Below are 24,341 nucleotides of genomic sequence, written 5' to 3' on the forward strand. Positions count from 1 at the left end.
TGGTGAGTGAGGCCCAATATAAATAATTGCTGTATATATTTCAGCGTATATTCCTATTTGTCCTGTCTTATTGTACTAAGATTGAATGAATAAAACACTCCTCGCTATTTTATTGGCACAGCTAATCTGTGGAAATACTTTCGCTATAAATATTGCGGGAACAAGTGCTTATTTCGACCAAAAAGAGCTTGAAGAAGTAACTTCAAAATTATCCTCACAGCAGCTTTTTGAATTAGATAATATGTCATTTAGCGATTCTCAATGTGAGTACGAGATCTTAGAAGAGGTTTATCAATTAGATAAGTATTCAAGTCTAAAAGACTCACTCATTTATTTAAGGTCTAATAAGACTATTGATGATACTGAATACCGTCTTTTAAATCGAACAATCAAATCATTTTTAAAATCAAAGAAAGATAAATACCTCTCACCATTTAAATCTAAGGTAGAAGATTTTAATAAGAATGCATTACATGATTTTTCAAAGCAGATCGAAGGTGGCATTTGTTTGAATATCGCTTTTAAGAACCTAATAGGTGCATTAAAAGTTGAAAAGCCAATAAAGAGTTTTAAGGTTGCTTATCACAAAGGTCTAATTTCAAAGAGAATGTATTGGCAGCTTAAAAGACTGGTACAAGAAGATTATCATAAAGAAGCAAATACATTATCTGATTATCGTAAAAATCAAAACTTTTTAACAAATCAATTTCCTGAACGTCTTGAGATTGAGGGCGTAGACTATATTTCAAAAAGAAGTGAAAAGCGAAAAGCATCTCGTCGTGAAGTTCTACTTTCAAAATATAATCCATTTCAGATTATTTATCTTAGAAGCATGATGGAAAGGCTCTTAAATCGCATTAATGCAGACTTCGTATCGATTAATGTTGTTTTAGACGATGAAGTTGTGGAAGAAATAATTCTCGACCCATTAGAGCAGTATCGTTTTGCTGCAAAGATGATTCGTAAAGAATTAGGGGATTTACAAAACACAAATTTATTCTCATCAACGAATGTATCGTTTGAGGATATCTTGGCCGCTTCTTTTGAAACAGGTTTAGTAAATGGGGAAGATCTAAGTACTCTTGAGACAGTTGAGTACGTTTGGAATCCTAAACTCACAAAAGGTGAAAAGCGAAAGCGTTTTATAAAAAGATATGGAACGATTTTTGTTGCTGCAATTCCTGCTTCTGTTTATTTTGTGAAGGTTTTTGCTCTCGTTGGAATCGAAATGTTAACTGATATTAAAAAGGAGCCAGCTCGTGATCATTCAATGTTCTAAGCTCTTGTTGCTTCTTCTTATTACACAGTTTAGCTTTGCTGCTTTTAAAACAACAGTTTTAACTCGTAATAAAGAAATGGATCTTGTAAAGAAAGAGGTCGTATTCAAAGACATCGACAACCTTGGAAAGTTAGAAGATAAGAGTTTTAAAATAGTTAGAACCAAGTCTGAAAAACCGATTGTTTTATCTGAGCTAAATGATGACTTAGAAAAGATGAGAGCAGCAAGTGTTTACTTTCATCTAAAAAAAGCGAAGAAGTATTTTCTTGATGTTGTTAAGTCTAAGTATGTAAGTGAGTTAGGGCAAATCACAATTAGACTTGGAATTACTAATCAATTTAATTCTATTGGTCACTTTGCTCATGATAACTTAGCTCCTGAGTATAATAATGCTCTTTCAATCCCTCCTGGAGAAGGAAGAGCAAGATTTGGTATTGATCCTTGGCAACATGAGATCTGGTTTAGGCCAGCAAAAGAAGTTGATTTACCTAGTGAAGGATTAAAGAACGACTTCGAACAAACTGCGGCACTATTTAGTGAGTTTCGTACTCAATCTCGATTTGCTAATTTTCAACGATTTGTTGCTGATCTATTTTTATTAAGCGGTGATGAGCTTGTGGATTCTGGACTTAGTATCTTAGGTTCCACGGCAATTATTGAAGCTTCGTTTATAGCGATGAAGCATATATATGGACTCCTTCAGGGAAAGAGTTATTTATTAGATACATCGTTTATTCCTGAAATTGTTTATCATGAGTTCGCTCATATCGCTCTTAGTGACAAGTTAACATTAAGTCATTCTTCACCTGTTAATGAAGGCATGGCCGATTTCTTTGCCGCTTCAATTGCCAATAGTTCAACACTTGCTGATAAGGTAAAGGACTATGCAAAAAGAGTACGTGAAAAAGATGCATTTAGAGAGCAGACTTATCAATCAGGCTTTGAGTCTAATGCATATGCAAATATTGACTTTGTCTTAGGAGTACTTTGGCAAGTTAGGGAGCTAGATGAACAGAAGAGTCACTCGTATATATATAATATTAGAAATAATTTAACGAGTAGCTCAAATATTAGAGGTGATTTAGTGAAGTCCATTCTTAAGGAATGTCGACGCTCTTGTAAATCTCCGCTTAGTGGCAGAATAAAGCTTCTAAACGCCTATCATGAGATGGGTTTATAAATACATAGATTCGATAAAGAATTGACGTAATATATTTTGTTGGGTATTAACCCATATATTTTAACTAATTATTTAGGGAGATGTTCATGTTTAAGAAATTAGCTGCTGTAGCACTTGTATGCTTCTCGTTTTCAACACTAGCTAATGTTGATGCGAAAATTGCTCCAATCTTTGAAGAGGTTGAGTTTAAATTATCTGTAGAGTGGGATCAAAAAGATCAAGAGTTCTACAATGAAACTGTTAGAAACTTTGAGACTCAATTAGGTGAGTTAAGAGCAGAAGGAGTAAAACCTGCTGACGTTTTAAACTACCTAAAGTCTAATATCAAAGATCAAAAAGTTGCCAATGAACTTTCTAGTCTTGTCGCTTCAATTGATCTTGAAACAATGACTCTTGAAGAATCAAAATCACTAATTCAAGATTATGTAGATGGTATGAAAAATACTGGAGCAAATTACCACGGTCGTTATGGTTATGACTATGGATTCTACTACCTATTCTTTGGTGGAGTAGTATTTTATTACTACTGGTATGCTTATAGCTACACATACTATGATTGTTACTATGATAGATGGGGTTATTACTACTGCTACTAAAATCAAACCGTAAAAATTATGTTAAAAGAGGCCTCCTTTTTAGGAGGCTTTTTTTATTCTTTATTTGCACACTAAGGCATTCAAACATACAATATTTATATGCAAAATAAATATAATGTAACTTATGTATTCTTTGGTTTTCTTTTTCTATTAATTGGATATTTGGTTTGGATGATGGCCAGGCAGATGATTGGACCAATTATTTTTGGCCTTGTTTTAGCCGGTGTCTTTAATCCACTAAAAAATAAAATTATTAGCAAGTGGAAAGTTACAAATTATACCAGCTCCATCCTTACGACTTTGATTATTACATTACTTGTACTAATCCCACTAATATTCTTAGCTCTAGCTCTTAGTAAAGAAGCAGTTTCATTATATCAAAGAATTGTCAGTGCCTTAGCACATCACGAAGTTGATAACTTCTTATTTGGACAAGGGGCCGTCGCTGATTTAATAAGAAGCTTTTCTCAAATGTCTGGTATGGATATCGATATGGATCAAGTTAAGACTGCTGTTTTAAATGCCCTTAAAGGAGCTTCAGGAACAGTGATTTCAAGTATCAATTCGATTATGGGTAATATCATTACTTTTATATTTGATTTGGCGATTATGATGATTGTCGTCTTTGGTATATTCATTGAAGGAAAGCATTTAAAAAATTATATATTTGACCTATCACCACTACCTTCAGACCAAGAACAGAAGATTTTAGAAAAATTTAATCAAATGAATTATGTAACTTTGGTATGTAATGGTGTTGGAGGAGTTATTCAAGGTGTACTTGCAGGTATTGCTCTTTGGTTTACGGGGTTTGAATCCATCGTCTTATGGACAGTTGTCATGGTGTTTTTGGCCTTTGTTCCATTAGTGGGAATATCAATCGTAACGATTCCTGCCAGTTTATATCTTGTACTAACGGGTGATACAGGGGCAGGAGTAGGGCTCTTTATCTTTACTTCTCTGGTTGGACTTATTGTTGAAAATTGGTTTAAACCCAAGTTTATTGGCGACCGAATTAAGATCAACTCTACCTTTGTTCTTCTAACGATTATAGGCGGTATGGGAGTATTTGGTATGGGAGGAATCTTCTATGGTCCAATTATAGGAATTTTATTTCTCACAGTAGTTGAAATATATCATGATCAATATAATTTTGTTGTTGAATAGGAGTTAATATTGGCAACTTACACGACAGTTACTACAGGTAGAGCCGATAATATTGAATTAAATCTTACGGCCGAAAAGAAAGAATCTCTCACTGTTACTCCTCCTCCTCAGTTTCAAGGTGTTGAAGATAAGTGGAGTCCTGAAGATCTTTTTAGTGCGAGTATTTCAAGTTGCTATATACTTACTTTCAAGTCATTTGCACAATTTCAAAAGCTTGCGTGGACCAATATTGAAGTTAAGGCCGATGCACATCTTGAAAAAGTTGAAAAAGGTTTTGCTTTCACAAAAGTGGATATCTATGTAAACCTTGAAATTTGTTGCGAAGGAAATGTCGATCCATATTTAGAGCTACTCTATAAGGCCAAAGATAATTGTCTGGTTACTAAATCTATGAATTGTGAATTTAGCCTACACCCAAAGATTAAGAATACAGCAAAGAAATAAATTACATTCTGCCTTTCAACATTCCATGCCAATACACAAGTGGAAGAATATGGGCCTTTAGAAAGTACATACTCCAGCGAGGCTTAGACTGATCAAAAGGAAAAGTTTCGCAAGGCTTTCCATCGTAATCAAACTCTGCAAGAATCAACTGCCCATATCCTGTAACTATTGGACATGACGTGTAGCCATTATATTCTCTATTAAAGTCAGATCTCTTATTAATAAATTTGACTATATTCTCTGCTACCACAGGTGCTTGTTTTCTAATTGCTGCACCAGTTTTCGCTGTTGGTGCATTAGAAACATCACCCAAAGAGAATACATTCTCATATTTTTGATGTTGGAAAGTATGCTTGTCTACATCAATCCAACCAGTCTCGTCTAAGAGCTTACTATTTATCAAAAAATCTGGTGCTGACATTGGTGGAACAACATGAATAAACGAATATTCTTTTTCAATGAGTTGATTTGTTTGAAGATCTCTAAAGAAGGCTTTTTTATTAATTCCGTCAATTCGCTCTAGGTTTATTTGGAAATGAGTTTTAATATCTCTTTCTTTTATAATCTTCTCAAGTGACTTTTTATATTTCTCAACCCCAAAGATAGCTTGGCCAGGGCTTGTAAATTCTATCTCTACATTATTTCGCTTTCCATGCTTTCTTAAATAGTCTTCAACTAGATACATAATTTTTTGTGGGGCACCACCACACTTTAAAGGAGAGTTAGGAAAAGTAAATAATGCACTACCATGATCAAGCTCTTGTAGGAATTTCCAAGTATAATCAACATATTCATAGCTGTAGTTAGAGCAAACGCCGTCTTTACCCATTGCCTCTTTCAGTCCTTCTATTTGATCCCAGTTTATTTGAATTCCTGGAGCAACAACAAGAATATCGTATTTTATAATGCCTTCTTTTTCACACTCAACTTCATTTTTATCAGGATTTATTTTAATACAACGATCTTGAATCCAGCTAACTTGGTGGGGCATAACCTCTTTGGTTAACTTTCTAGTTTCTTCTTTTGTTCCAATTCCAGCACCGTTTAGGGTCCAGTAAGGTTGGTAGTAATGATACTTAGAAGGCTCGATAACGGAAATTTCAAAAGATTTATCAAGAGAGTTTCTCAACCTAGCAGCTGTTGTAATACCAGCTGTACCTCCGCCAACGATAACTATATTCATTTTTTATCCCTATTATTTTGTTTTAAAAGTTGCCCAAAAATATCCTCGTGTATCACCTGTTTTATAGCCAGTGGCCTTATCTACAGGATATAGCTTATTAATTCTAGCTGACACTTCAGGTTTTATATTTGAACCGTGGCAGTTTAAACAAAGTGGCATTGTCTTTATTGGTTTTATAATTCCGGATTGATTATTACTAATTCGAACAACGCTATAGCCTTTCTTGTTAGATCCTGATTCGTAAGCATCAATTGTTTCTTTCATCCAATCTTTTACTGTATTATTTGGATTTCTATTTTTTAGACTAACACGTCCGACCTCAATACCTTTTGAATGGTATTTTTTAGTGATGGGCATGGCCTTTGTGTTACAAACCTCTATGGCATTAACTGGAGAGACCTTCATTGCTGATTGAAGCTCTTTTTTTAGTGCCATAGCTGTTTTTTGAATTGCTTCAAGGGCCTCTTTTTGCCCAGCTAGAGTTGAAAACGAAAGTAGTACTAGAAAGATTATTTTTTTCATAAATCTAGAATAGCATAAAAATATATTTATAATTTGATGCGTATCAATATTTGTCTTCTTTTAATCATATTTTTAACATTCTTAGGTATGGATTTTTACAAAGGCTTCACATTCAATCTCATTGATTGATGTTATAATGATTAAAATTTCATTTATCTAAAGGAGAATATATGAGTGAAAAATATACACCACCTAAGGTTTGGACTTTTTCAGAAGGTAACGGAGGTGAGTTTGCAAATATTAATCGACCTACAGCTGGTTCGAGAGAAGAAAAGAAGCTCCCACAAGGTGAGCATCAATTTCAATTATATTCACTAGGGACTCCTAATGGAGTTAAAGTAACAATTATGTTTGAGGAGTTACTTGAACTTGGCATTAAAGAAGCCGAATACGATGCATATCTAATAAATATTGGAGAAGGTGATCAATTTGGTTCGGGATTTGTCGATATTAATCCAAACTCTAAAATACCTGCACTTTTAGACAAGAATCATGGTGAAGAAATTAGAGTTTTTGAATCAGGATCAATCCTTGTCTACTTAGCTGAGAAATTTGGCAAGTTCCTTCCTAAAGATCCAATAAAAAGAGCGCAAACTTTTAATTGGTTATTTTGGCAAATGGGAAGTGCGCCTTACTTAGGTGGAGGCTTTGGGCATTTCTATGCATATGCCCCTGAAAAATTTGAATATCCTATTGATCGTTTTGCTATGGAAACAAAGAGACAATTAGATGTATTAGACAAACAATTAGCGAATAATAAGTATATTGCAGGAGATGAATATACTATCGCTGATATGGCCATCTTCCCTTGGTACGGGGCACTTGTTAAGGGGAAACTATATGATGCAGCGGAGTTTCTTTCTGTACATGAGTATAAGAATGTCATCCGCTGGGCAGATGAATTAATTAAAAGACCTGCTGTACTGCGAGGCCGTGTCGTTAATCGAGCGTGGGGAGATGAAGATCAGCAACTTCATGAACGTCACAGCTCAGCTGATTTTGAAAAAATTAAGTTAGAATATTAAAATATAAATTTGGAGATCACTAAAATTGATAATTTGCTTCAATGCGGTGATCTCCATCTGTTATGTCTACTAAATTACTCCAATTTGCAAAGTAACGTAAGTTGAAGCGTGGTGTGAATTGATAGCTTGCTGCAAATTCATGTAAGAGAATATTATCTTTTCCTGGAGCATATGCACTATCTTCATAGAGGTTAGAGCCACTCACAGCAGTTAGCCAAAAGGGATTATAATTTAGCCATATTTTCTCTGTTAACGTAAACTTTCCATACATTCCAATAAGTGCATTAACTCCATAGATAGAGTACCCACTATCAATACTTGAATCATCTTCAACAACATTTTTTCCAAAGTCTACTCCTAGACCTGCCAAAGGATAGAGATTGATAAAATAATACTTTGGTAGCGCTTGTAGAAGCGCATATGATGCACTTCCTGTTCTTTGCGCTAGATAAGATTGTTTAAAGTTATAATTGATATCAATTTGAGCACCACGACCTGTTGTTAAGTCGGCCTTGAAATTTCTAAATCGGAAGCTGTCTAACTTATTGCTTCTTTTTGAAGACTTGTCCCAGCCAAGTTCTTCTCCAAGTGAGCCTTTAAATTCTATTACATTCATCCCCATAAGGTTTTTAATTCCAGTATCGTATGAAATACCTATCTTTAAATTTAAACCTTTATTAGTCGCACCTATACCGGCCTGAGTATAGACCGCCAATGGGTCAGACATATCTTGAACTTCATTTTTATCTTGTGCAAAGATGAGAGAGGAGAAAAGGAATAGTAATGTAATTGAATACTTACCTTGAATTTTCATATTAAAAGTCTCCATTTTGATCTTTTTGAAATTATAAGTAGGGTGAAGCTTGATTCAAACTTTATTAATTCTTTAAGAAATTTTAATATTCTTAACTTTCTATCATTACCCTCCCACGGTAGCGTTTTATTGCATCGAGAATTAATGTGGGGGGAGCTATAAACTTTAATTCAGAAAATCTATTCAAAATAAATAAGGCCAAGGGAGAGATTGGCTTTCACGTAATCCAAAATGATATAACTTCTATCTATCTTAATATAAGAAAGGAAACGGAAGATATATGTAAGCCTTTAGAGATTGAGGATTATGTTGTGCAGCCTTGTGCAGAAGTAAGTCCACCTAAGTGGCACCTTGCTCATACCACATGGTTTTTTGAAGAGTTTATCTTAGCTAAGTATCTCGATAATTATGAGCGATACAATAAGGGCTATTCTTATTTATTTAACTCATATTATAAATCCGTTGGGAATCACTGGTTGCAAGGGCAGAGGGGACATCTATCTCGTCCTACAGTAAATGAGATTTATGAATATCGTAAGTATGTCGATTTCTATATGTGTGAAGTTTTAACTAATATGGATCCTATTTCAGAAATTGAATTCTTACTTGAGGTCGGCTTAAATCACGAGCAACAGCACCAAGAATTATTACTAATGGATATCAAATATATATTTGCCATGAATCCTTGTAATCCTGCTTATTACCAGTATTGGCCATTAAAAGTTTTTCGCTCAAGGAATCAGTGGAAAAATGTTGAAGGTGGGATTTATCAAGTAGGCTTTAATGGTCAGGATTTTTCATATGATAATGAAAAACCAAATCATGAAAGAGTGATTCTTTCGTACTCTGTCAGGCAACAATTAATTACTAATAGTGAATATTTAGAGTTCATTAATGATGGTGGTTATGAAGATTTTCGACTGTGGCCAAGTGATGGACACGACTGGGTTAAAGAAAACAAAATAAAAGCACCACTGTATTGGTCTTTAAATGATGGAGAGTGGTTTGAGTATACTCTTGGAGGATTAGGCTTAGTTGATCCAAATGCAAGTGTTTGCCATGTTAGTTACTATGAGGCTTATGCCTTTTCAAAATGGGCCGGCTATCGTTTACCTAGTGAATTTGAATGCGAATTAGGCCTTGATGAAGGACCTCATGAATTGTGGAATTGGACATCTTCTCATTATTCTCCATACCCAGGTTATGAATCATTTCTAGGAAGCCTCGAAGAGTACAATGAGAAATTTATGTGTAATCAATTTGTATTAAGAGGCGGCTGCTTTGGTACTCCAAGTAATCATTATCGAAAAACATATCGTAACTTTTATCGTCCACATCAACGTTGGATGTTTTCAGGAATAAGAATTGCCAAGGATAAGTAATGGAAATATCTAATTTAGTAAATTATGAAAATCATATTAACGACAAAGAACAATTTGCTCTCGATGTGCTTAATGGGCTAAGTCGTGACGAAAAAATGCTATCAACTAAATACTTCTATGATGATAAGGGGAGTGAGTTATTTCAAAAAATAACTAAACATGAAGACTATTACCTAACTCGTACTGAGTACGAAATTTTAAAGCAAGCAAATAAAGAAATTGCTAATATCATTTCAGAAGATGAAGTGGATATTGTTGAACTTGGTGCTGGAGATGGCCATAAAAGTAAACTAATTATTGAAGGAATACTAGAAAGCGGGAAAATAGTAAATTATTATCCTATCGATATATCAACAGAGGCAATGAAACAACTTGAAGAAGTCATTACTCCTAATGAAAATCTTCAAGTACATGGTGTTGTCGCAGAATACTTTGAAGGACTTCGCTATATTAATGAAAAGTCTAGAAACCGTAAGCTTGTTTTATTTTTGGGATCAAATATTGGAAACTTTAATCGTCATCAAAGTCACTACTTCTTACAGCATATGTGGAATGGACTAGAGGCAAATGATATGGCCCTTATTGGTTTTGACCTTAAAAAAGATGTTGAGAAACTCACGGCCGCTTATAATGATTCTAGTGGGTACACAAAAGAATTTAATCTAAATCTATTAGAGCGTATAAATAAAGAGTTAGGTGGTAATTTTGTACCAGAGAATTTCCAACATGTAGGAATATTTAATCCAAAAATAGGAGCAATGGAGAGCTACTTGCTTCCAAAGAAGGATCAATCAGTTTATATAAAGTCATTGAAGAAAGCATTTCACTTTGAAGCTTTCGAACCACTACACTTAGAATATTCTTTCAAATATACAAAAGGTGACATTGAAACAATGTGCTTTGATAGTGGTTTTCAAGTCGCAAAACATTTTACTGATAAGAATGAATACTTTATTGACTCATTATGGAGAGTTGTAAAAGCCTAAGCTTTTTTAACTACCGAGCACTTTAAGTACATTGATCCGTGGCCATCAACTTTACATGAGATATCGTGTCCGTTAACAGGATCATCAAGTAAGCGAATATTTTTTACTTTTGTTCCTGACTTGATTGTGGACTTGCCGGCCTTTAGGTCTCTAATCACTGTAACAGAGTCGCCATTTTGTAGCGGGGCCCCATTAACATCAAGGAATTGATGTTCTTGTTCAGTTTCTTCATTGTTAGCATCTAGACTCCATTCATGAAAACATTCAGGGCAATTCCATAATTGTCCATCTGAGTAAGCATATGGAGACTCACATTTTGGGCATTTTTGATTTTCTTCAGTCATGAAATTAGATTAATCCTAACGCCATCGCTTGTAAATATAATAAATATCATAGTGAGCGGTCTGGATAGCCAACACGTCCAGCAAAAGGCAGCTTAAGTGCTGGATCAGCAAAGTCGACACCAAAGTTTAACCCAAGAAGGTTGAATTCAATTCCCTCTGCTCTACCAAATGTTACACCTAAGAGCCCAAAGGCCGATAGGGTGTAGCCAGTATTTGATGCTGTCGGAGCAATAAATTTATCAGTGCCTAGGTAATCCTTACCAATGGCATGAGGTGGAAGTTCAATATCCAATTCTTCGATATTGCGATTTAGATAGGAAACAAATGTATTTGAGTTTGGTCCAGGCCAAATACGATAAAGATCTTTATATGGATAATTTTCAATTAAAGGCTTTAGTTTTTCAATGATAGTAGCGGCTTTTTTTCCTCGTGCCTCAAAGGCGAGGGTTGGCATATTATCAAACCATAAACGATCAGGAAGGTCCTTTTCAATTCTAATGGCGCTACCTTCTCTTCTAATATTCCATGAAGTAACTTGCGCTACAGTGTATTGTTCTTCATCAACTTTCTTCCAAGCAATCCATGGATGGACGGCAAAGTTGCCTCGCCAGGAAAAAGCTCGTGCGTAGTAGACTTGTACAATATCTTCCTTTAGCTCATGGGCCTTAGGCGCAATTCCTGCACTTTCACGTGATGTCTCTTTCCACGACTTTGATGAACAAGATAAAATTAGAAATAAAAGAGTAAGTGTATTAATCAACTTCATACTAGAGATTATAACATCGTATCCCTCTTGAATTCTACGGTTTAATCATTAATAATATGAATAATTACACAGAATCTGAGGAGCCCTTATGTCTGGAGGACATCACCATCATCATCACCACCACCATCACCATGGTGATATGAATGGCAAGAATATCTTAATCGCATTTTTCCTCAACGCTAGTTTTGCTGTGATTGAATTAATTGGCGGCTACTTAACAAATAGTGTGGCCATCTATTCAGATGCTCTCCATGATATCGGAGATAGCCTTGCTCTCTTATTTTCATACTTCGCAGAAAAATTAAGTAAGAAAGAAGCGGATAATCAATTTACTTTCGGTTACCGCCGTTTTTCGATTCTATCGGCACTTATAAATGGCCTAATTCTTTTCTCTGGTAGTATTTTTGTCATTTATGAAGCAGTTCAAAGAATAATGGCACCTGAGCCTGTTCAGGCAATGGGAATGCTATGGTTGGCCTTATTGGGAATTGTGGTGAATGGGGTTGCTGCTTATCGCATGTCTAAGACGAGTGGTCTAAATCAAAAAATGGTTATGTACCATCTATTAGAAGATTTAATGGGGTGGGTGGCCGTTCTTATTGTCAGTGTAATACTTCATTTTAAACCTTGGTATATTTTAGACTCGATTCTTTCGATCTTGATCTCATTTATTATTCTAAGAGGTGTTTATCATAATCTTAAAAAAGTTGGACTAATATTCCTTCAGCATTTTCCTGATGAAATTGAGATGAATACAATAAAAGAAGAGGTTGAGGCCTTAGAGCTTGTAAAAGATATGCATGCTATAAAAGGTTGGTCATTAGATAATGAATCATTCTATTTAAGATTTCATATTCTTGTTGCGCCGGAAACAAAGGCAAGGGACTTAGACATTTTAAAGCAAAGTATTAAAGAGGTTTTATCTAGTCATCATGTAGTCTATTCCACAATAGAGTTTGAATCTTCAACTGATTGCTGCGAATAATAACTTTCTAAGACCTCTTAAGGTACCACCAGAGTAGGCGATTTAATGGAGCCAATAGTCCTTGAAAGAAGTTAAGGCGGTTTTCAACAAATGAAACCACTAAGCATCCTTCATCACTTGCAGTTGCTGGTGCATGAGTATCTTTTTCATCAAATACAGAAAAGTCACCATTACTTAAACGAGTTCCTTCACTGTAATAATAACCATCAACAACATAGCTATATTCACGTCCACTGTGGCCGTGCTCTGGAACAGTTTCTCCTGGTCCCATGTAGATAAAGAAAAGACCACCTCCGGCACCTTCTGTAATTTGTGCCACACCGCAATCATTACCGAATTCTTTCCAATTAAGGTTTTTCTCTGCCGCAAAGGCCAATTTTTCAGGTAATTCAAATACCTTATCCCCGAAGTTAATCGTTGCAGTATTTTGCTTGGCTTTAATATTTACAATTGTTTCACTTTCTTCATCTTCTATTCGATTAAAGAGGCTTTCAAACGCATCGTCCACTTCATCTTTTTTGATCTCACTATCATCACCAAAAAAGACTTGAGCTTCCTCGTTTGTAAGTGTGGCCATATGTTGTTGGCAGTCCTCACATTCACTTAAGTGAGTTGATATTAGAAGAGAAGCTCCCGCTGGTAATTTAGCGTTAACATAGTCTCTTATTAAATTTGTGTCAGGATGATAAAGCTTATTCACTTTTCCTCCATTAGTAATCTTAAGTTTTTAATAGCTAGTCTTACCCGTGATTTCACTGTCCCCAGGGGAATGTCACGCATGTGAGCAAATTCCGACTGAGTTAGTCCTTCTCGGTATATACCGTAGAGAACATCCTGCTGATCTTGAGAGAGTTTAGTTATCATTTCTTGAGTTTGCGCTCTTTGATAAATCTCTTCAATTTCATGCGTAGAATCAAGTGTGTGAATATTTTCATCAAAAACATCATCAGCACTTATGATTGCTAAAGGATCACGGCTTTGTTTTCTTAAATAGTCATATTTTGTATTTCTTATTATTGTAAATAGCCAAGTATTAACATTGGCCAATTCTGGAGAGTATGAGGAAGACTTCTTCCAAACCTTTAGCATGGCCTCTTGAGAAAGCTCTGCGCAAACTTCCTTTGATAATCCAGCTTTAAGGAGGTAGTTCATCGCCTTTGGGTAATAGAAATCAAATAGCTTCTTAAAAGCATGTCTTGATTTTTCCTGAGCGATTTCTCGAATCAAGTTTTCTAATTCAGTTAGGCCCAATTGCACTTTGTGATGTCTCCTAATAATAGGAATTAGTCTATCACATCTGAGTCCTAAATTCGCTAAAACTTGATCCTGCATATTTATTACTCTCATATTATTCATTACGAGATGAATCAAAAAATGGATCACATTAAAGTTGATTTTTTCTTATTTAATATAAAAGACTGGGGTAAGTTGTTAAAATTACATTGTTTTGTGCTTTTTTTCTTATTTAACTGATCTATTTCTAAGCCTTATGCGTACTAATAGACATAAGGATAACTGACTTAAAAAGGATCAAACGTGTTTGAAAGTATACTGATTATCACAGCACTGCTTCTAGTCTATTTTACGATTGGCTGGTACATCTCTTTTCGAGTTAAGGTATTTGCCTACTTAGACTTTTATTGGTGCTCAAGCTTCTTTCTAATTATGGGAGTTTTATATTTTAACTACCCAGAGGGCCAAAACTTCTTTGAAAACTTAAATGCTATTGTGCTTTTTTGTCTCTACGCAATCTGGTCTGCACGCTTAAGCACACATCTCTTCACTCGAATAAGACAAACGGGAGAAGATAAACGCTATATAGAGTTAAAGAAAAAGTGGAAAGTCATGTATGGAGTCTATCTCTATGGGCTATTTGTTGGTGAAGCCTTATTAAATGTTGTCTTAGCTATCCCTCTCTACTTAGCGATAATGAATCCAACTTTTGATATATCAAATTACTTTGGAATTTTAATTTTTACCATTGCAATTATTGGAGAGCTAATAGCTGATTCTCAGCTTAAAAGGTTTGTTTCCAATAAAGAAAATCGTGGAAAAGTTTGTGATATCGGTCTTTGGAAATACTCAAGACATCCAAATTATTTTTTTGAAACATTAATCTGGGCCGGCTTTGGGGTATATGGACTTAGTTCAGCACCTATTTCATTTATCGGTTTAATACCGTATTTGATCATGCTTTATCTTATTACTTCAGTAACAGGAGTACCTCCGGCAGAGGAGTCTTCATTAAAGTCTAAGGGTGATCTTTACCGTAAATACCAAGAAAGAACGAACCGCTTTCTACTTTGGTTTCCAAAGGTGAACACAATTATTATTTTAATGACAAGTTTATTACTAATAGGAGGCAATGTGGATATGGCATACGCGCAAGATGATAATGCACAAACGAAATCTCAGGCTCAACGAATAGAGAAGGTCTTTAATGAATTAAGAGCTGATAACGTCGATATTCTTGATAACTTCTATGCTCCTAATGCTCTATTTATTGACCCTATTGGACGCCATAAGGGAATCGATGAAGTAAAGGGATATTACAAAGGTATTTATGAAGGTGTAACTGATATCAAATTTGAGTTCTCGGATATTATCTCAAATGGTTCTAATCATGTGGGAGTATGGAAAATGATTTTGAGAACTCCAAATCTAAACTCAGGAAAACCAGTTATTCTTCATGGAAACTCAGTCATAAAGTTTAATGAAAATGGACTTGTAAGCTATCACCGCGACTATTTTGATATGGGTGAATTTATATATGAACATATTCCTGTTCTCGGATCAGTCACAAAGTACATTAAGAAAAGGCTGAAGGGGGAGTAGTGAAAATAGCAATCATTGGTTCTGGTATTTCTGGTTTAACATGTGCATACAAACTTTCAAGTAAGCACGACATTACTCTATTTGAGGCCAATGATTATCTTGGTGGGCACACTCATACTCACGATATTGAGCTAGATGGTGAAAAACATCGTGTTGATACCGGGTTTATCGTCTTTAATAAAAAGACTTATCCAAACTTTCTAAAACTTCTTGAAGAATTAGATGTTGCCTATAAACCGACATCCATGAGCTTTAGTGTCAGCTGTGATAAAACTGGGCTTGAGTACAATGGAACCTCATTTAACACTCTATTTGCTCAGCGATTAAACTTTTTAAGACCGAAATTCTATTCAATGCTAAAGGGAATAATTGACTTTAATAAGAAGGCCAAGGATTTTCTCTCTAATGATAATGGAGATATCTCTCTTCAAGCATTTTTTGAATCACGAAAAGTTAAAGATAGTGTCATTGAATATTATATTGTTCCTATGATGGCCGCGGTATGGTCGACTGACCCAAGAGATGTATGGCAATTTCCTGCTAAATTTGTACTAAGATTTTTTGAAAATCACGGCTTCCTAGAGGTTGATGATCGTCCGCAGTGGTATGTAATTGATGGAGGATCGAATTCATATATTGATAAAATGCTTCCACATTTTAAGGATAGTGTTAGATTAAATACTCCCGTTCAAAAAGTTATTCGTCATGATGATCACATTGTTGTGGAAACAAAAAATGGGAGCGAAAAATTTGATCAAGTTATTTTTGCAACACATAGTGATATTTCATTAAAGATTCTAGATGCTCCAACACAAAAAGAGAGCGAGGTTCTTTCTTCAATTCCTTATATTGCTAATCCAACATACCTACACTTAGATCGAAGTTTTCTTCCAAAAAAGAAGCTTGCTTGGGCCGCATGGAATTATCAACTTCCTATTGAAAGAAAAGTAGGGGCCACTGTGACATATAATATGAATATCTTACAAGAGTTAAAGAGTAAGAATTTGTTCAATGTCACTCTAAACCCATATCGAAAAATAGATGAGAAGAAAATACTTAAAAAAATGGATTATATGCATCCATTATTCTCTCTCGAGGGGATGAAGGCACAAGAAAGTTGGAAAGATATAAGTGGGAAGAATCGTACTCACTATTGTGGAGCATATTGGCGTAATGGCTTTCACGAAGATGGTGTTTTCAGTGCTCTTCGTGTTGTAGAGGAACTGGAGAAGATATGAAAAGCTGCCTCTACGAAGGAGAAGTCCTTCATAACCGTTATTCACCTAAAGAGCATAACTTCAAGTATAAGTTATTTCTGAGCTATATTGATTTAGATGAACTTGATGAAGTCTTTTCTAAATCAAAGTTTTGGTCTCTTGAAAAGTTGAACTTTATTTCTTTTCGAAGAAGAGATTACCATGGCGATAACTCAAAACCACTGAAAGAAGAAGTGTTTAACACTGTTGAAGACAAGATTGGTAGAAGACCAAATGGGCCAGTAAGACTTTTAACAAATTTACGCTTCTTTGGTTATTGTTTTAACTCAGTGAGTTTTTACTATTGTTATAAAGAGGATGGGGAGACGCTTGATGCCTTAATGGCAGAAATTGAAAATACTCCTTGGGGTGAGCGTTATTGTTATGTCTTTGATGGAGAGGAAGTAAATGATAAATCATTAAAAATTAAGCTTGATAAGAAATTTCATATCTCACCATTTTTCCCAATGGATATTAAATATATTTGGGAATTCTTTGTGCCATCGAATTCTCTTAGAATTCATATGACAAGCTTGGATAAAGGCAGTGCAGTCTTCTATGCAGGACTTCAGTTAAAACGGGTTAATATTTCATCTCGTTCTTTAAATCGAATGCTTTTTAAACATCCGCTAATGACTTTTAAAATGATATTTGGAATATATTTTCAAGCATTAAGACTATGGATGAAAAGAATTCCATTCTTTGATCATCCAAACCCAGACAGTCGTAAATCAATAATCTCAGATAAAAATAAGGAAGGTGTATTATGAAACCAGACTATAAAACTCTTCAGAAATACCCTGAAGTACAAGCGCTATCAAACTATGGTTTTTTAACAAGATCCATTAGAAAGCTAATACTTAAATCATTAGATGATCTTCAATATGGACGTCTTAAGATTATTGAACAAGATATCACTACTGAGGTTGGTAAAGGTGATATCCTTGTTAATGCTGAAATCAAGGTCAATGATCCTTCTTTCTTTGTTGATGTTTTCACTAAAGGATCAATAGGTGCAGCAGAGTCTTATATTCTTAAGAAATGGGACACTGATGATCTTGATAATGTTATGAGACTATTTGCTTTAAATAAGTCTACACTCAGTCAAGTGGACTCAGGCCTTGTTAATCTTCTAAAGCCTGCAAGGCTAATTGAGTATTGGCAAGACAGGAATACGATTGATGGTTCAAAGAAGAATATTAAAGCGCACTATGATCTTCCTGATGAGCTTTTTGAACACTTTTTAGATGAATCAATGATGTACTCATCTGCATTTTTTGAAAACGAAGAATCAACACTAGAGGAGGCACAGCAAGCAAAGCTTAAGCTAATCGCAGAGCGCCTCGATATACGAGCTGAAAATCGTATTCTTGAGATTGGTTCTGGTTGGGGTGCATTGGCGATTTATCTTGCAAAGAATTATGACTGCCACGTTACGACGACAACAATATCAGATAATCAGTATCGTGTAACAAAAGAGAGAATTGCTAAAGAAGGTTTAGAAGATAAGATCACTTTATTGAAAGATGATTATCGTCTTCTAAAAGGTGAGTATGATCGTGTTGTATCAATCGAAATGATTGAAGCAGTAGGTGAGCAGTTTTTAGATAGTTATACGCAAAAGATATCTGATCTTTTAGTTGAGGATGGGCTGGCCCTACTTCAGATCATTACAATTAACGATCAAGAATATGACCGTGCCGTAAAGGAATTAGACTTCATTAAAAAGTTTATTTTCCCTGGAAGCTTTATTCCTTCAATTCATGCTGTTCTTTCATCATTTAAGTCTACTTCAGATATGCGTTTATATAATCAAGTGGACTTTACATCACATTATGCAAGAACTCTTGAGGAATGGAAAAAACGTTTTAATACAAATACTCATGAAATCCCAAAACTTGGAGAAGATGAGGAATTTATAAGATTATGGAACTTTTACTTCTCATATTGCATCGGTGGATTCCATGAAAGGGCTATTGGTGTTTCTCATTTAACTTTTGGAAAACCACTTTATCGTAACTAAGGAGAATATATGTCATTTTTAATGAATGCTGCTGAAAGAGGTTATATTCCTGATCCGTTAATTCGTGTAGGAATTAGAAAGCTAATTAAGCAAAGACAAGACGAAATTTATGAGAACTTCAGTTTTCATCGAGATGGCATCTTAGGTGAGCTTAATTCATCTGTTATCGCTCAAGATACAGATAAGGCCAATGAACAACATTATGAGTTACCAGCTGGTTTCTTTGAGTTAGTTCTTGGTAAAAATTTAAAGTATTCAAGTTCTCTTTTTGAAAGAGGAGTAAAGACTCTTGATGAAGCAGAAGAAGCGATGCTTGAACTTTATTGTAAAAGAGCGCAACTTGAAGATGGAATGGATATTCTTGAACTTGGCTGTGGATGGGGTTCTTTAACCCTATATCTAGCAAATAAGTATCCAAATTCAAAAGTTACGGCCATTTCAAATTCATCGTCTCAACGTGAATTTATTGAATCGAAGGCAAAGAGTCGTGGGCTTAATAATCTAAAGATATTAACACAAGATATGAATACTTTTAGTATCGATAAGCAATTTGATCGTATTGTTTCAATTGAAATGTTTGAGCATATGAGAAATTATAATGTTCTTTTTGAAAAGGTTGCTAGTTGGCTAAAGGATGATGGTAAGGTCTTCATTCATATCTTCTGTCATAAGAGTGCTTCATACTTTTTTGAAACTGAGGGCGATGATAACTGGATGGGGAAGTATTTCTTCACTGGTGGTGTTATGCCAAGTTTCGACCTTTTTGAAAGAGTGCAAGATTCACTTTCTTTAGAAGAGAAGTGGAAGGTAAATGGTAAGCATTATCAAGAAACTTCAGAAGCTTGGTTTAAAAATATGGATAAACATGAAAAAGCTCTCATGAATGTTCTTGCTGATACTTATGGAGCAGAAGATGCAAAATTATGGTTTGAAAGATGGAAAATCTTCTTTGCCTCTTGTGCTGAACTTTTTGGTCATAATAATGGAGATGAGTGGTTTGTTGGCCACTTTTTATTCAATAAGAAATTAGTTAGGGCCTCAGAGTAAAACGGAGCTAGTATGTATTTTGCGATAGGATTTCTATTTATTCATTGGTATTTATCGTTATTTTGCCAGTCATTTTACTTGCATCGCTATATTTCTCACGATCAATGTAAGATGTCGCGTGGTTGGGATCGATTCTTTTTGATACTCACCATCTTATCGCAAGGTCCAAGCTTTCTTCGCCCTCAACATTACAAAACTTTACATATGCAGCATCATATTCATTCGGATCTAGAGGGAGACCCTCATTCTCCTGTTGTTAGTAAGAATATTGTCGATATGATGTTACATACATACCGTAAGTACATGAGTGTAAAAACGCAACGTGAAACTTTTCCCAAAATTGTTGCTATTGCTGACTCTATTCCCGTCAGATCTCTCTTTGTTGTGTTTTACGCACTCATGTACTTACTTTTTACAGATTCTCTTTGGTTTTTACTTCTTGTTCCTATCCATAGTTTACTTGGTCCAATACACGGGGCCATTGTGAATTGGTGTGGCCATAAGTACGGTTATCGAAATCATGATCTCGATGATCATTCAAAAAATACTTTAATTATAGATTTCCTTATGATGGGTGAGTTATATCAAAATAATCATCATGCTAAAGAAAATAGCATAAACTTTGCGACTAATTCATTTGAGCTAGACTTTACTTATCTCACTTTAATTCCATTGAGGAAAATAGGAGTCATTCAATATGAATAAGTTATTAATATTAGTTTTATTATTTCCTATGCTTGTAATGGCCAAAATGGATAAGGACTTTAAGCTCGTTGGAGAAGGTGTTCTTTCATATTACTTCTGGGATGTTTATAAAGTTAGTTATTTTAAAAGTATTGTCTCAGATGATGAATTAATTAAGATTACTTACTTAAGAGATGTAGAGCGTAAACATTCTCAAGCTGGTTGGGATGAATCACTAGGTAAACTTAAAGGGGTTGAAAAACAATTAGAATGGTTAAAGAATAATGCCGTTGATGTTAAAGAAGGCGATGTATTGGCGATTTATAAACTAAACGGTTCAGATGTTATTATTCAAAAGAATGGAGAAACCATTTCTTCTAAAAAAGATGATAAGAAGTTATTCTCAATTGTGCATTCTCCATGGATTGGCCCACAAAGTGTTGATGAGGACTTAAAAGAGAAATTGATAAAAGGGAAGTAGTTCTTCCCTTTTAACTATTCTTCTTTAATTCGTTAAAATAAATATCTTTATTTGTTGTAAAGTTTATTTCATCACCATAATCATCAGTTAAGCGACTCAGGAAATTATCTAGCTTGTGAAAGTTCTCTTGGGCAGTTTCCTGGTGAGAATTAATAACTAAATACATATCTTCATTGGCATTATAGTGATCAGTTATTGCTGCAAGGTGATCATCAATAGTCTGCTCTTTCCAATAATCAATGGCCCCTAGGTTATTAGGAATTTCAAAAAGACTTCCGCAGAAGTTTTGAAGATAATATGGACGAGATAGAACATTCAATTCTCCCCAAATGAGGGAAATATAGCGTTGGAGATTGTCTCCTTCCCAAGAGCTTCCATTCAATAGGTTGTAATTTGTTGCAGAACTTTCAATTGGTATACCTGTTTCAACAAGTGCTTCCCAGACTCTTTCATCAGACATCCATCCGCCAGCTCTAAAAGAATGAATAGCATCAAATCCGTTACTCTTTAATTTCTCTAGTGAATATTGGATCATGGCCTTTACTTCATCTTTGTTATAAGCAACAAGCATTACTTCCTGACCATTCATATCGCCAGCATTATAATCACCGTATTTACTAAAGCATGGGGCCATTCTTGGCATAACACCTGCCGCTTGCACAAAGTGGCGAGGGGTATGGAGATGTAGACCAATTTCATCGTCTTGAGAGATAACAGACTTCATTGTTTTGTTGATATCCATATTCTCAAGACGTTTATTGGTGTAATAAGCGGCATTCTTGTAATGAACAATAGGTGCATTCCATTTTTGTTTGAACTGACTAATGGCCGAAAGGTTCTTATGCTCTAAAGAAATACCTTCCCAGTCCATGCTAATAATAAGATTGATCGCCATACAAATACCTACCAATACCTTTAGAGTTTTAAGATTTCGCAGTCCTATTTGTATGAAAAGGGAAGTTTTGTAAACCAAAATTGTAAAATGAATAAAAAATTTTATTTTATTTTCAGGTGAATATTTGACCATGAAAAAAAGTAAAAAGATTTTATCTAATAAAAGTGTCAAAAAATGAGGAGGAGAGAGAGAAGTTTGTTATTCATAAGAAATTAGAAGTTTTTTGTATGTAAATTTTAATCTTGGCCATGATTAAAATCATGCTTTAGTGAGGTGAAACCCGCAAGATTATTTTTTCTGATTTAATAATCGTAAGATATAAACGTAAGGTTAAGAAAATCTTAATTTTTTGCCTTGTGGCGTTAAGTCATCTTATCTAATCTATGGTATATATATTTAGAGATGTGATATTTGAATATGGAACTTGTTGAGTCTAGTTAAATTTTTTTCACTTTTCTATTTACTTAAAAGAGAGTTTTCAGAGTAAAATCACTGTAAAATTGAATGTAATCATTTATGGAGAAATTATGAATATTGTTATTTTATCTTCAAATAAGAACCTCTACTCAACTAAGAGACTGGTAGAGGAAGCAAAGAAAAAAGGTCATAAGATTGAAGTTGTTCATCCAAGTGATTGCTTTGTTGATGTAACCTCTGGCTCACCAATGGTTCATTATAAGAAGAGAAAGCTAAGTAATGTTGATGCTGTAATTCCACGTATTGGTGCTAGTATTAGTGCCTATGGAATGGCCATTGTTCGTCAATTTGAAATGATGGGAGTTTATTGCTTGAACTCTTCAAATGCTATCGGACGCTCAAGAGATAAGCTACGCTCAATGCAGATCCTTTCACATAAGGAATTACCACTTCCTAAAACAAGTTTTGCAAAAACAACTCAACAAACAGATAAGTTAATTGAGTTAGTTGGTGGGGCGCCTCTCGTTGTTAAACTTCTTGAAGGCTCTCAGGGGCGAGGTGTTCTTCTTGGAGAAACCCACAAAGCTTCAGAAAGCCTAATTGATGCCTTTAGAGTGTTACATGCAAACTTCCTTGTTCAAGAATTTGTAAAAGATGCAAAAGGTGCAGATATACGCTGTTTTGTTGTAGGGGATAAGGTTATCGCTACCATGATGAGACAGGCAAAAGAAGGAGAGTTTCGTTCTAATATTCACCGTGGTGGTGTTGGGATAAAAGTTAAAATTACTCCCGAAGAAAGAAAAGTTGCAGTGGCGGCAGCAAAGGCCATGAAGTTAAATATGGCCGGAGTTGATATTATACGCTCAGGCAGTGGACCAAAGATATTAGAGGTTAACTCATCTCCAGGTCTTGAAGGAATTGAGGGAACTAATGAGAAGAATATTGCCGTTAAAATAATTGAATATATTGAGAAGAATTTCGAAAGTGTAAAAAAGGATATTTAATTGAAGAGTTCTTTATTTGATTTAGATATTGAAGATTACGAAATCGGCTATCCACGTCTGGACTTTGTGGATTTTCCATCATTTTATGGACTTCAAAAAGTTAAGGCTCCAGTCTACGTTTATCGGGCGACTAAAGAAGTTTCTCCTTGTGTGGTTGTCACCGCCTGCATGCATGGGGATGAAATTAATGGACTTCGTACGGCCCAGCTTCTTATGAAGAAAAAGATGAAGCTCTTAAAGGGAACTTTAATTGTTCTTCCTACTGTCAATATCTATGGTTTCTTAAATAAGCACCGTTACCTTCCGGATCGAAAAGATATTAATCGCTGCTTTCCTGGTAAGAATAAAGGGAACTTTGGATCTCGCTTTGCAGATTTTATCTTTAGGAATGTTACTCGCTATGGTGATGTTTTTATTGATCTACACTCTGGCGGTGCTGGCCGCTTTAATATACCTCAAATCCGTTGTGATTTGAGTACTCCTGGAATGCACGAACTCGTCGAAAATGTGAGTATACCACTTGTTGTAAATAGTGCTTTACGTGATGGCTCACTTAGAGAAGCAATCAGCGAATTAGGTAAACCATGTATCGTTTTTGAAGGAGGGGAAGGACTTAGAATTGATGAAACCATTGCCAAGTATGGACTAAATCTCATCAATAGTATTCTGTCGCACTATGGAATGATAAAATCGAAGAAAGAATTTATTGGTGAAAAATTTATTATTAAAAGACGAAAATGGACACGGGCCTCCCGTGGTGGTCTTCTATTAAATAAAGCAAAGTACGGTAAAATTGTTAAAGAGGGTGAGGTTGTAGGAGAGCTACGTCAGATGTCTGGTGATCTCATTACTAAAGTTCGCATGGAGCATGATGGAGTTATTCTGGGAATGAGTACTTCATCTCTTGTTATGGCCGGAGACGCTCTTTATCATATCGGTTTTCTAGATGATTATAACCCTGATGATTTAGCAGATGATGAAGGTGAATTATCTGATTACTTTGATTTTGAAGCTTAATGCAAAGCG

26 protein-coding genes are annotated in these 24,341 nt (G+C 35.1%); 18 read left to right on the forward strand and 8 right to left on the reverse strand.

The genetic code is table 11. From position 1 onward, the window contains the following. Positions 1–85 precede the first annotated feature (85 nt). The 5 genes from BALOs_RS04380 to BALOs_RS04400 all read left to right on the forward strand — a co-directional run bounded on the left by BALOs_RS04380 (position 86) and on the right by BALOs_RS04400 (position 4,666). Positions 86–1,279: a hypothetical protein gene (locus BALOs_RS04380; protein ID WP_120404409.1), complete on the forward strand. Its 1,194-nt coding sequence runs from the start codon at positions 86–88 to the stop codon at positions 1,277–1,279. Beyond that, positions 1,260–2,459: a hypothetical protein gene (locus BALOs_RS04385; protein WP_120404410.1), complete on the forward strand. Its 1,200-nt coding sequence runs from the start codon at positions 1,260–1,262 to the stop codon at positions 2,457–2,459. The genes BALOs_RS04380 and BALOs_RS04385 overlap by 20 nt, the downstream gene beginning before the upstream one ends. Before the next feature lie 86 nt (positions 2,460–2,545). Further along, the gene (locus tag BALOs_RS04390; protein WP_115361099.1) at positions 2,546–3,055 is read left to right on the forward strand and encodes a hypothetical protein; all 510 of its coding nucleotides are present in this window, start codon (positions 2,546–2,548) and stop codon (positions 3,053–3,055) included. Between the two features lie 99 nt (positions 3,056–3,154). Then, positions 3,155–4,222 carry an AI-2E family transporter gene (locus BALOs_RS04395; RefSeq protein ID WP_115361097.1) on the forward strand — a complete coding sequence of 356 codons (1,068 nt, stop codon included), beginning with the start codon at positions 3,155–3,157 and terminating at the stop codon, positions 4,220–4,222. Between the two features lie 9 nt (positions 4,223–4,231). Continuing rightward, positions 4,232–4,666, forward strand: coding sequence for an OsmC family protein (locus BALOs_RS04400; protein WP_158536839.1), 435 nt, complete (start codon positions 4,232–4,234; stop codon positions 4,664–4,666). Position 4,667: 1 nt separating this feature from the next. Here BALOs_RS04400 and BALOs_RS04405 read toward each other — a convergent pair whose 3' ends face one another. Continuing rightward, positions 4,668–5,849 carry an FAD/NAD(P)-binding oxidoreductase gene (locus BALOs_RS04405; protein ID WP_120404411.1) on the reverse strand — a complete coding sequence of 394 codons (1,182 nt, stop codon included), beginning with the start codon at positions 5,847–5,849 and terminating at the stop codon, positions 4,668–4,670. A 12-nt stretch (positions 5,850–5,861) separates the two neighbouring features. Beyond that, positions 5,862–6,371, reverse strand: coding sequence for a DUF3365 domain-containing protein (locus tag BALOs_RS04410; RefSeq protein WP_120404412.1), 510 nt, complete (start codon positions 6,369–6,371; stop codon positions 5,862–5,864). A 170-nt stretch (positions 6,372–6,541) separates the two neighbouring features. On the opposite strand from BALOs_RS04410, the gene yghU reads away from it, so the two are divergent. Then, the gene (gene yghU / locus BALOs_RS04415) at positions 6,542–7,396 is read left to right on the forward strand and encodes a glutathione-dependent disulfide-bond oxidoreductase (RefSeq protein WP_120404413.1); all 855 of its coding nucleotides are present in this window, start codon (positions 6,542–6,544) and stop codon (positions 7,394–7,396) included. Between the two features lie 19 nt (positions 7,397–7,415). On the opposite strand, the gene BALOs_RS04420 is transcribed toward yghU, so the two are convergent. Then, positions 7,416–8,210, reverse strand: coding sequence for a hypothetical protein (locus BALOs_RS04420; RefSeq protein ID WP_120404414.1), 795 nt, complete (start codon positions 8,208–8,210; stop codon positions 7,416–7,418). Positions 8,211–8,356: 146 nt separating this feature from the next. On the opposite strand from BALOs_RS04420, the gene egtB reads away from it, so the two are divergent. Both egtB and egtD read left to right on the forward strand, forming a co-directional pair. Continuing rightward, entirely contained in the window at positions 8,357–9,592 is a 1,236-nt protein-coding gene (gene egtB, locus BALOs_RS04425; RefSeq protein ID WP_205570970.1) for an ergothioneine biosynthesis protein EgtB, read from the forward strand. After that, a complete protein-coding gene (gene egtD / locus BALOs_RS04430) occupies positions 9,592–10,578 on the forward strand; it encodes an L-histidine N(alpha)-methyltransferase (RefSeq protein ID WP_120404415.1) in 987 nt (328 codons plus the stop codon). Before egtB ends, egtD begins: the two co-directional genes overlap by 1 nt. On the opposite strand, the gene BALOs_RS04435 is transcribed toward egtD, so the two are convergent. Both BALOs_RS04435 and BALOs_RS04440 read right to left on the reverse strand, forming a co-directional pair. Then, positions 10,575–10,922, reverse strand: coding sequence for a zinc ribbon domain-containing protein YjdM (locus BALOs_RS04435; protein WP_115361084.1), 348 nt, complete (start codon positions 10,920–10,922; stop codon positions 10,575–10,577). The genes egtD and BALOs_RS04435 overlap by 4 nt on opposite strands. Before the next feature lie 46 nt (positions 10,923–10,968). Next, positions 10,969–11,688, reverse strand: a complete 720-nt coding sequence (locus BALOs_RS04440) for a DUF3750 domain-containing protein (RefSeq protein ID WP_120404416.1) — start codon at positions 11,686–11,688, stop codon at positions 10,969–10,971. 88 nt (positions 11,689–11,776) lie between these two features. On the opposite strand from BALOs_RS04440, the gene BALOs_RS04445 reads away from it, so the two are divergent. Then, the gene (locus tag BALOs_RS04445) at positions 11,777–12,673 is read left to right on the forward strand and encodes a cation diffusion facilitator family transporter (protein ID WP_120404417.1); all 897 of its coding nucleotides are present in this window, start codon (positions 11,777–11,779) and stop codon (positions 12,671–12,673) included. 7 nt (positions 12,674–12,680) lie between these two features. On the opposite strand, the gene BALOs_RS04450 is transcribed toward BALOs_RS04445, so the two are convergent. Together BALOs_RS04450 and BALOs_RS04455 are read right to left on the reverse strand one after the other, a co-directional pair. Then, positions 12,681–13,373, reverse strand: coding sequence for a cupin domain-containing protein (locus BALOs_RS04450; protein ID WP_115361078.1), 693 nt, complete (start codon positions 13,371–13,373; stop codon positions 12,681–12,683). Further along, entirely contained in the window at positions 13,370–13,930 is a 561-nt protein-coding gene (locus tag BALOs_RS04455) for a sigma-70 family RNA polymerase sigma factor (protein WP_162929544.1), read from the reverse strand. The genes BALOs_RS04450 and BALOs_RS04455 overlap by 4 nt, the downstream gene beginning before the upstream one ends. Positions 13,931–14,209: 279 nt before the next feature. Between BALOs_RS04455 and BALOs_RS04460 the strand changes: the two genes are divergently transcribed. From BALOs_RS04460 to BALOs_RS04490, 7 genes are read left to right on the forward strand one after another with little or no spacing between them, the layout of a single operon-like run. Continuing rightward, a complete protein-coding gene (locus BALOs_RS04460; RefSeq protein WP_120404419.1) occupies positions 14,210–15,508 on the forward strand; it encodes a DUF1295 domain-containing protein in 1,299 nt (432 codons plus the stop codon). Further along, entirely contained in the window at positions 15,508–16,746 is a 1,239-nt protein-coding gene (locus BALOs_RS04465) for an NAD(P)/FAD-dependent oxidoreductase (RefSeq protein ID WP_120404420.1), read from the forward strand. Before BALOs_RS04460 ends, BALOs_RS04465 begins: the two co-directional genes overlap by 1 nt. Continuing rightward, on the forward strand, positions 16,743–17,534 hold the full coding sequence (locus BALOs_RS04470) for a DUF1365 domain-containing protein (RefSeq protein ID WP_120404421.1): 792 nt from the start codon (positions 16,743–16,745) through the stop codon (positions 17,532–17,534). The genes BALOs_RS04465 and BALOs_RS04470 overlap by 4 nt, the downstream gene beginning before the upstream one ends. After that, a complete protein-coding gene (locus tag BALOs_RS04475) occupies positions 17,531–18,787 on the forward strand; it encodes a cyclopropane-fatty-acyl-phospholipid synthase family protein (RefSeq protein ID WP_115361069.1) in 1,257 nt (418 codons plus the stop codon). The genes BALOs_RS04470 and BALOs_RS04475 overlap by 4 nt, the downstream gene beginning before the upstream one ends. Positions 18,788–18,796: 9 nt before the next feature. Then, positions 18,797–19,834, forward strand: a complete 1,038-nt coding sequence (locus BALOs_RS04480) for a cyclopropane-fatty-acyl-phospholipid synthase family protein (protein WP_120404422.1) — start codon at positions 18,797–18,799, stop codon at positions 19,832–19,834. A 12-nt stretch (positions 19,835–19,846) separates the two neighbouring features. Further along, positions 19,847–20,539, forward strand: a complete 693-nt coding sequence (locus tag BALOs_RS04485; protein ID WP_115361066.1) for a fatty acid desaturase — start codon at positions 19,847–19,849, stop codon at positions 20,537–20,539. Further along, positions 20,532–20,999, forward strand: a complete 468-nt coding sequence (locus tag BALOs_RS04490; protein WP_120404423.1) for a chalcone isomerase family protein — start codon at positions 20,532–20,534, stop codon at positions 20,997–20,999. The genes BALOs_RS04485 and BALOs_RS04490 overlap by 8 nt, the downstream gene beginning before the upstream one ends. Positions 21,000–21,009: 10 nt before the next feature. On the opposite strand, the gene BALOs_RS04495 is transcribed toward BALOs_RS04490, so the two are convergent. Next, complete coding sequence (locus BALOs_RS04495; protein WP_115361063.1) at positions 21,010–21,894, reverse strand: hypothetical protein; 885 nt, start codon at positions 21,892–21,894, stop codon at positions 21,010–21,012. 527 nt (positions 21,895–22,421) lie between these two features. On the opposite strand from BALOs_RS04495, the gene rimK reads away from it, so the two are divergent. Together rimK and BALOs_RS04505 are read left to right on the forward strand one after the other, a co-directional pair. Further along, positions 22,422–23,315 (forward strand): 30S ribosomal protein S6--L-glutamate ligase, encoded by an 894-nt coding sequence (gene rimK, locus BALOs_RS04500; RefSeq protein ID WP_115361060.1) that lies wholly within the window; start codon positions 22,422–22,424, stop codon positions 23,313–23,315. After that, positions 23,316–24,332 carry a succinylglutamate desuccinylase/aspartoacylase family protein gene (locus BALOs_RS04505; protein WP_115361058.1) on the forward strand — a complete coding sequence of 339 codons (1,017 nt, stop codon included), beginning with the start codon at positions 23,316–23,318 and terminating at the stop codon, positions 24,330–24,332. Positions 24,333–24,341: the final 9 nt, after the last annotated feature.

The organism is Halobacteriovorax sp. BALOs_7, from assembly GCF_003612895.1.
Lineage (GTDB): Bacteria > Bdellovibrionota > Bacteriovoracia > Bacteriovoracales > Bacteriovoracaceae > Halobacteriovorax_A > Halobacteriovorax_A vibrionivorans.

Bases quoted from the DNA above. Each gene is read 5' to 3' on its own strand.
- BALOs_RS04395 (WP_115361097.1), top strand. From the start codon at position 3,155: ATGCAAAATAAATATAATGTAACTTATGTATTCTTTGGTTTTCTTTTT.
- BALOs_RS04475 (WP_115361069.1), top strand. From the start codon at position 17,531: ATGAAACCAGACTATAAAACTCTTCAGAAATACCCTGAAGTACAAGCG.
- BALOs_RS04420 (WP_120404414.1), bottom strand. From the start codon at position 8,210: ATGAAAATTCAAGGTAAGTATTCAATTACATTACTATTCCTTTTCTCC.
- BALOs_RS04405 (WP_120404411.1), bottom strand. From the start codon at position 5,849: ATGAATATAGTTATCGTTGGCGGAGGTACAGCTGGTATTACAACAGCT.
- BALOs_RS04410 (WP_120404412.1), bottom strand. From the start codon at position 6,371: ATGAAAAAAATAATCTTTCTAGTACTACTTTCGTTTTCAACTCTAGCT.
- BALOs_RS04470 (WP_120404421.1), top strand. From the start codon at position 16,743: ATGAAAAGCTGCCTCTACGAAGGAGAAGTCCTTCATAACCGTTATTCA.
- BALOs_RS04390 (WP_115361099.1), top strand. From the start codon at position 2,546: ATGTTTAAGAAATTAGCTGCTGTAGCACTTGTATGCTTCTCGTTTTCA.
- BALOs_RS04380 (WP_120404409.1), top strand. From the start codon at position 86: ATGAATAAAACACTCCTCGCTATTTTATTGGCACAGCTAATCTGTGGA.
- yghU (WP_120404413.1), top strand. From the start codon at position 6,542: ATGAGTGAAAAATATACACCACCTAAGGTTTGGACTTTTTCAGAAGGT.
- BALOs_RS04485 (WP_115361066.1), top strand. From the start codon at position 19,847: ATGTATTTTGCGATAGGATTTCTATTTATTCATTGGTATTTATCGTTA.
- BALOs_RS04490 (WP_120404423.1), top strand. From the start codon at position 20,532: ATGAATAAGTTATTAATATTAGTTTTATTATTTCCTATGCTTGTAATG.
- BALOs_RS04445 (WP_120404417.1), top strand. From the start codon at position 11,777: ATGTCTGGAGGACATCACCATCATCATCACCACCACCATCACCATGGT.
- BALOs_RS04440 (WP_120404416.1), bottom strand. From the start codon at position 11,688: ATGAAGTTGATTAATACACTTACTCTTTTATTTCTAATTTTATCTTGT.
- BALOs_RS04495 (WP_115361063.1), bottom strand. From the start codon at position 21,894: ATGGCGATCAATCTTATTATTAGCATGGACTGGGAAGGTATTTCTTTA.
- BALOs_RS04435 (WP_115361084.1), bottom strand. From the start codon at position 10,922: ATGACTGAAGAAAATCAAAAATGCCCAAAATGTGAGTCTCCATATGCT.
- rimK (WP_115361060.1), top strand. From the start codon at position 22,422: ATGAATATTGTTATTTTATCTTCAAATAAGAACCTCTACTCAACTAAG.
- BALOs_RS04480 (WP_120404422.1), top strand. From the start codon at position 18,797: ATGTCATTTTTAATGAATGCTGCTGAAAGAGGTTATATTCCTGATCCG.
- egtD (WP_120404415.1), top strand. From the start codon at position 9,592: ATGGAAATATCTAATTTAGTAAATTATGAAAATCATATTAACGACAAA.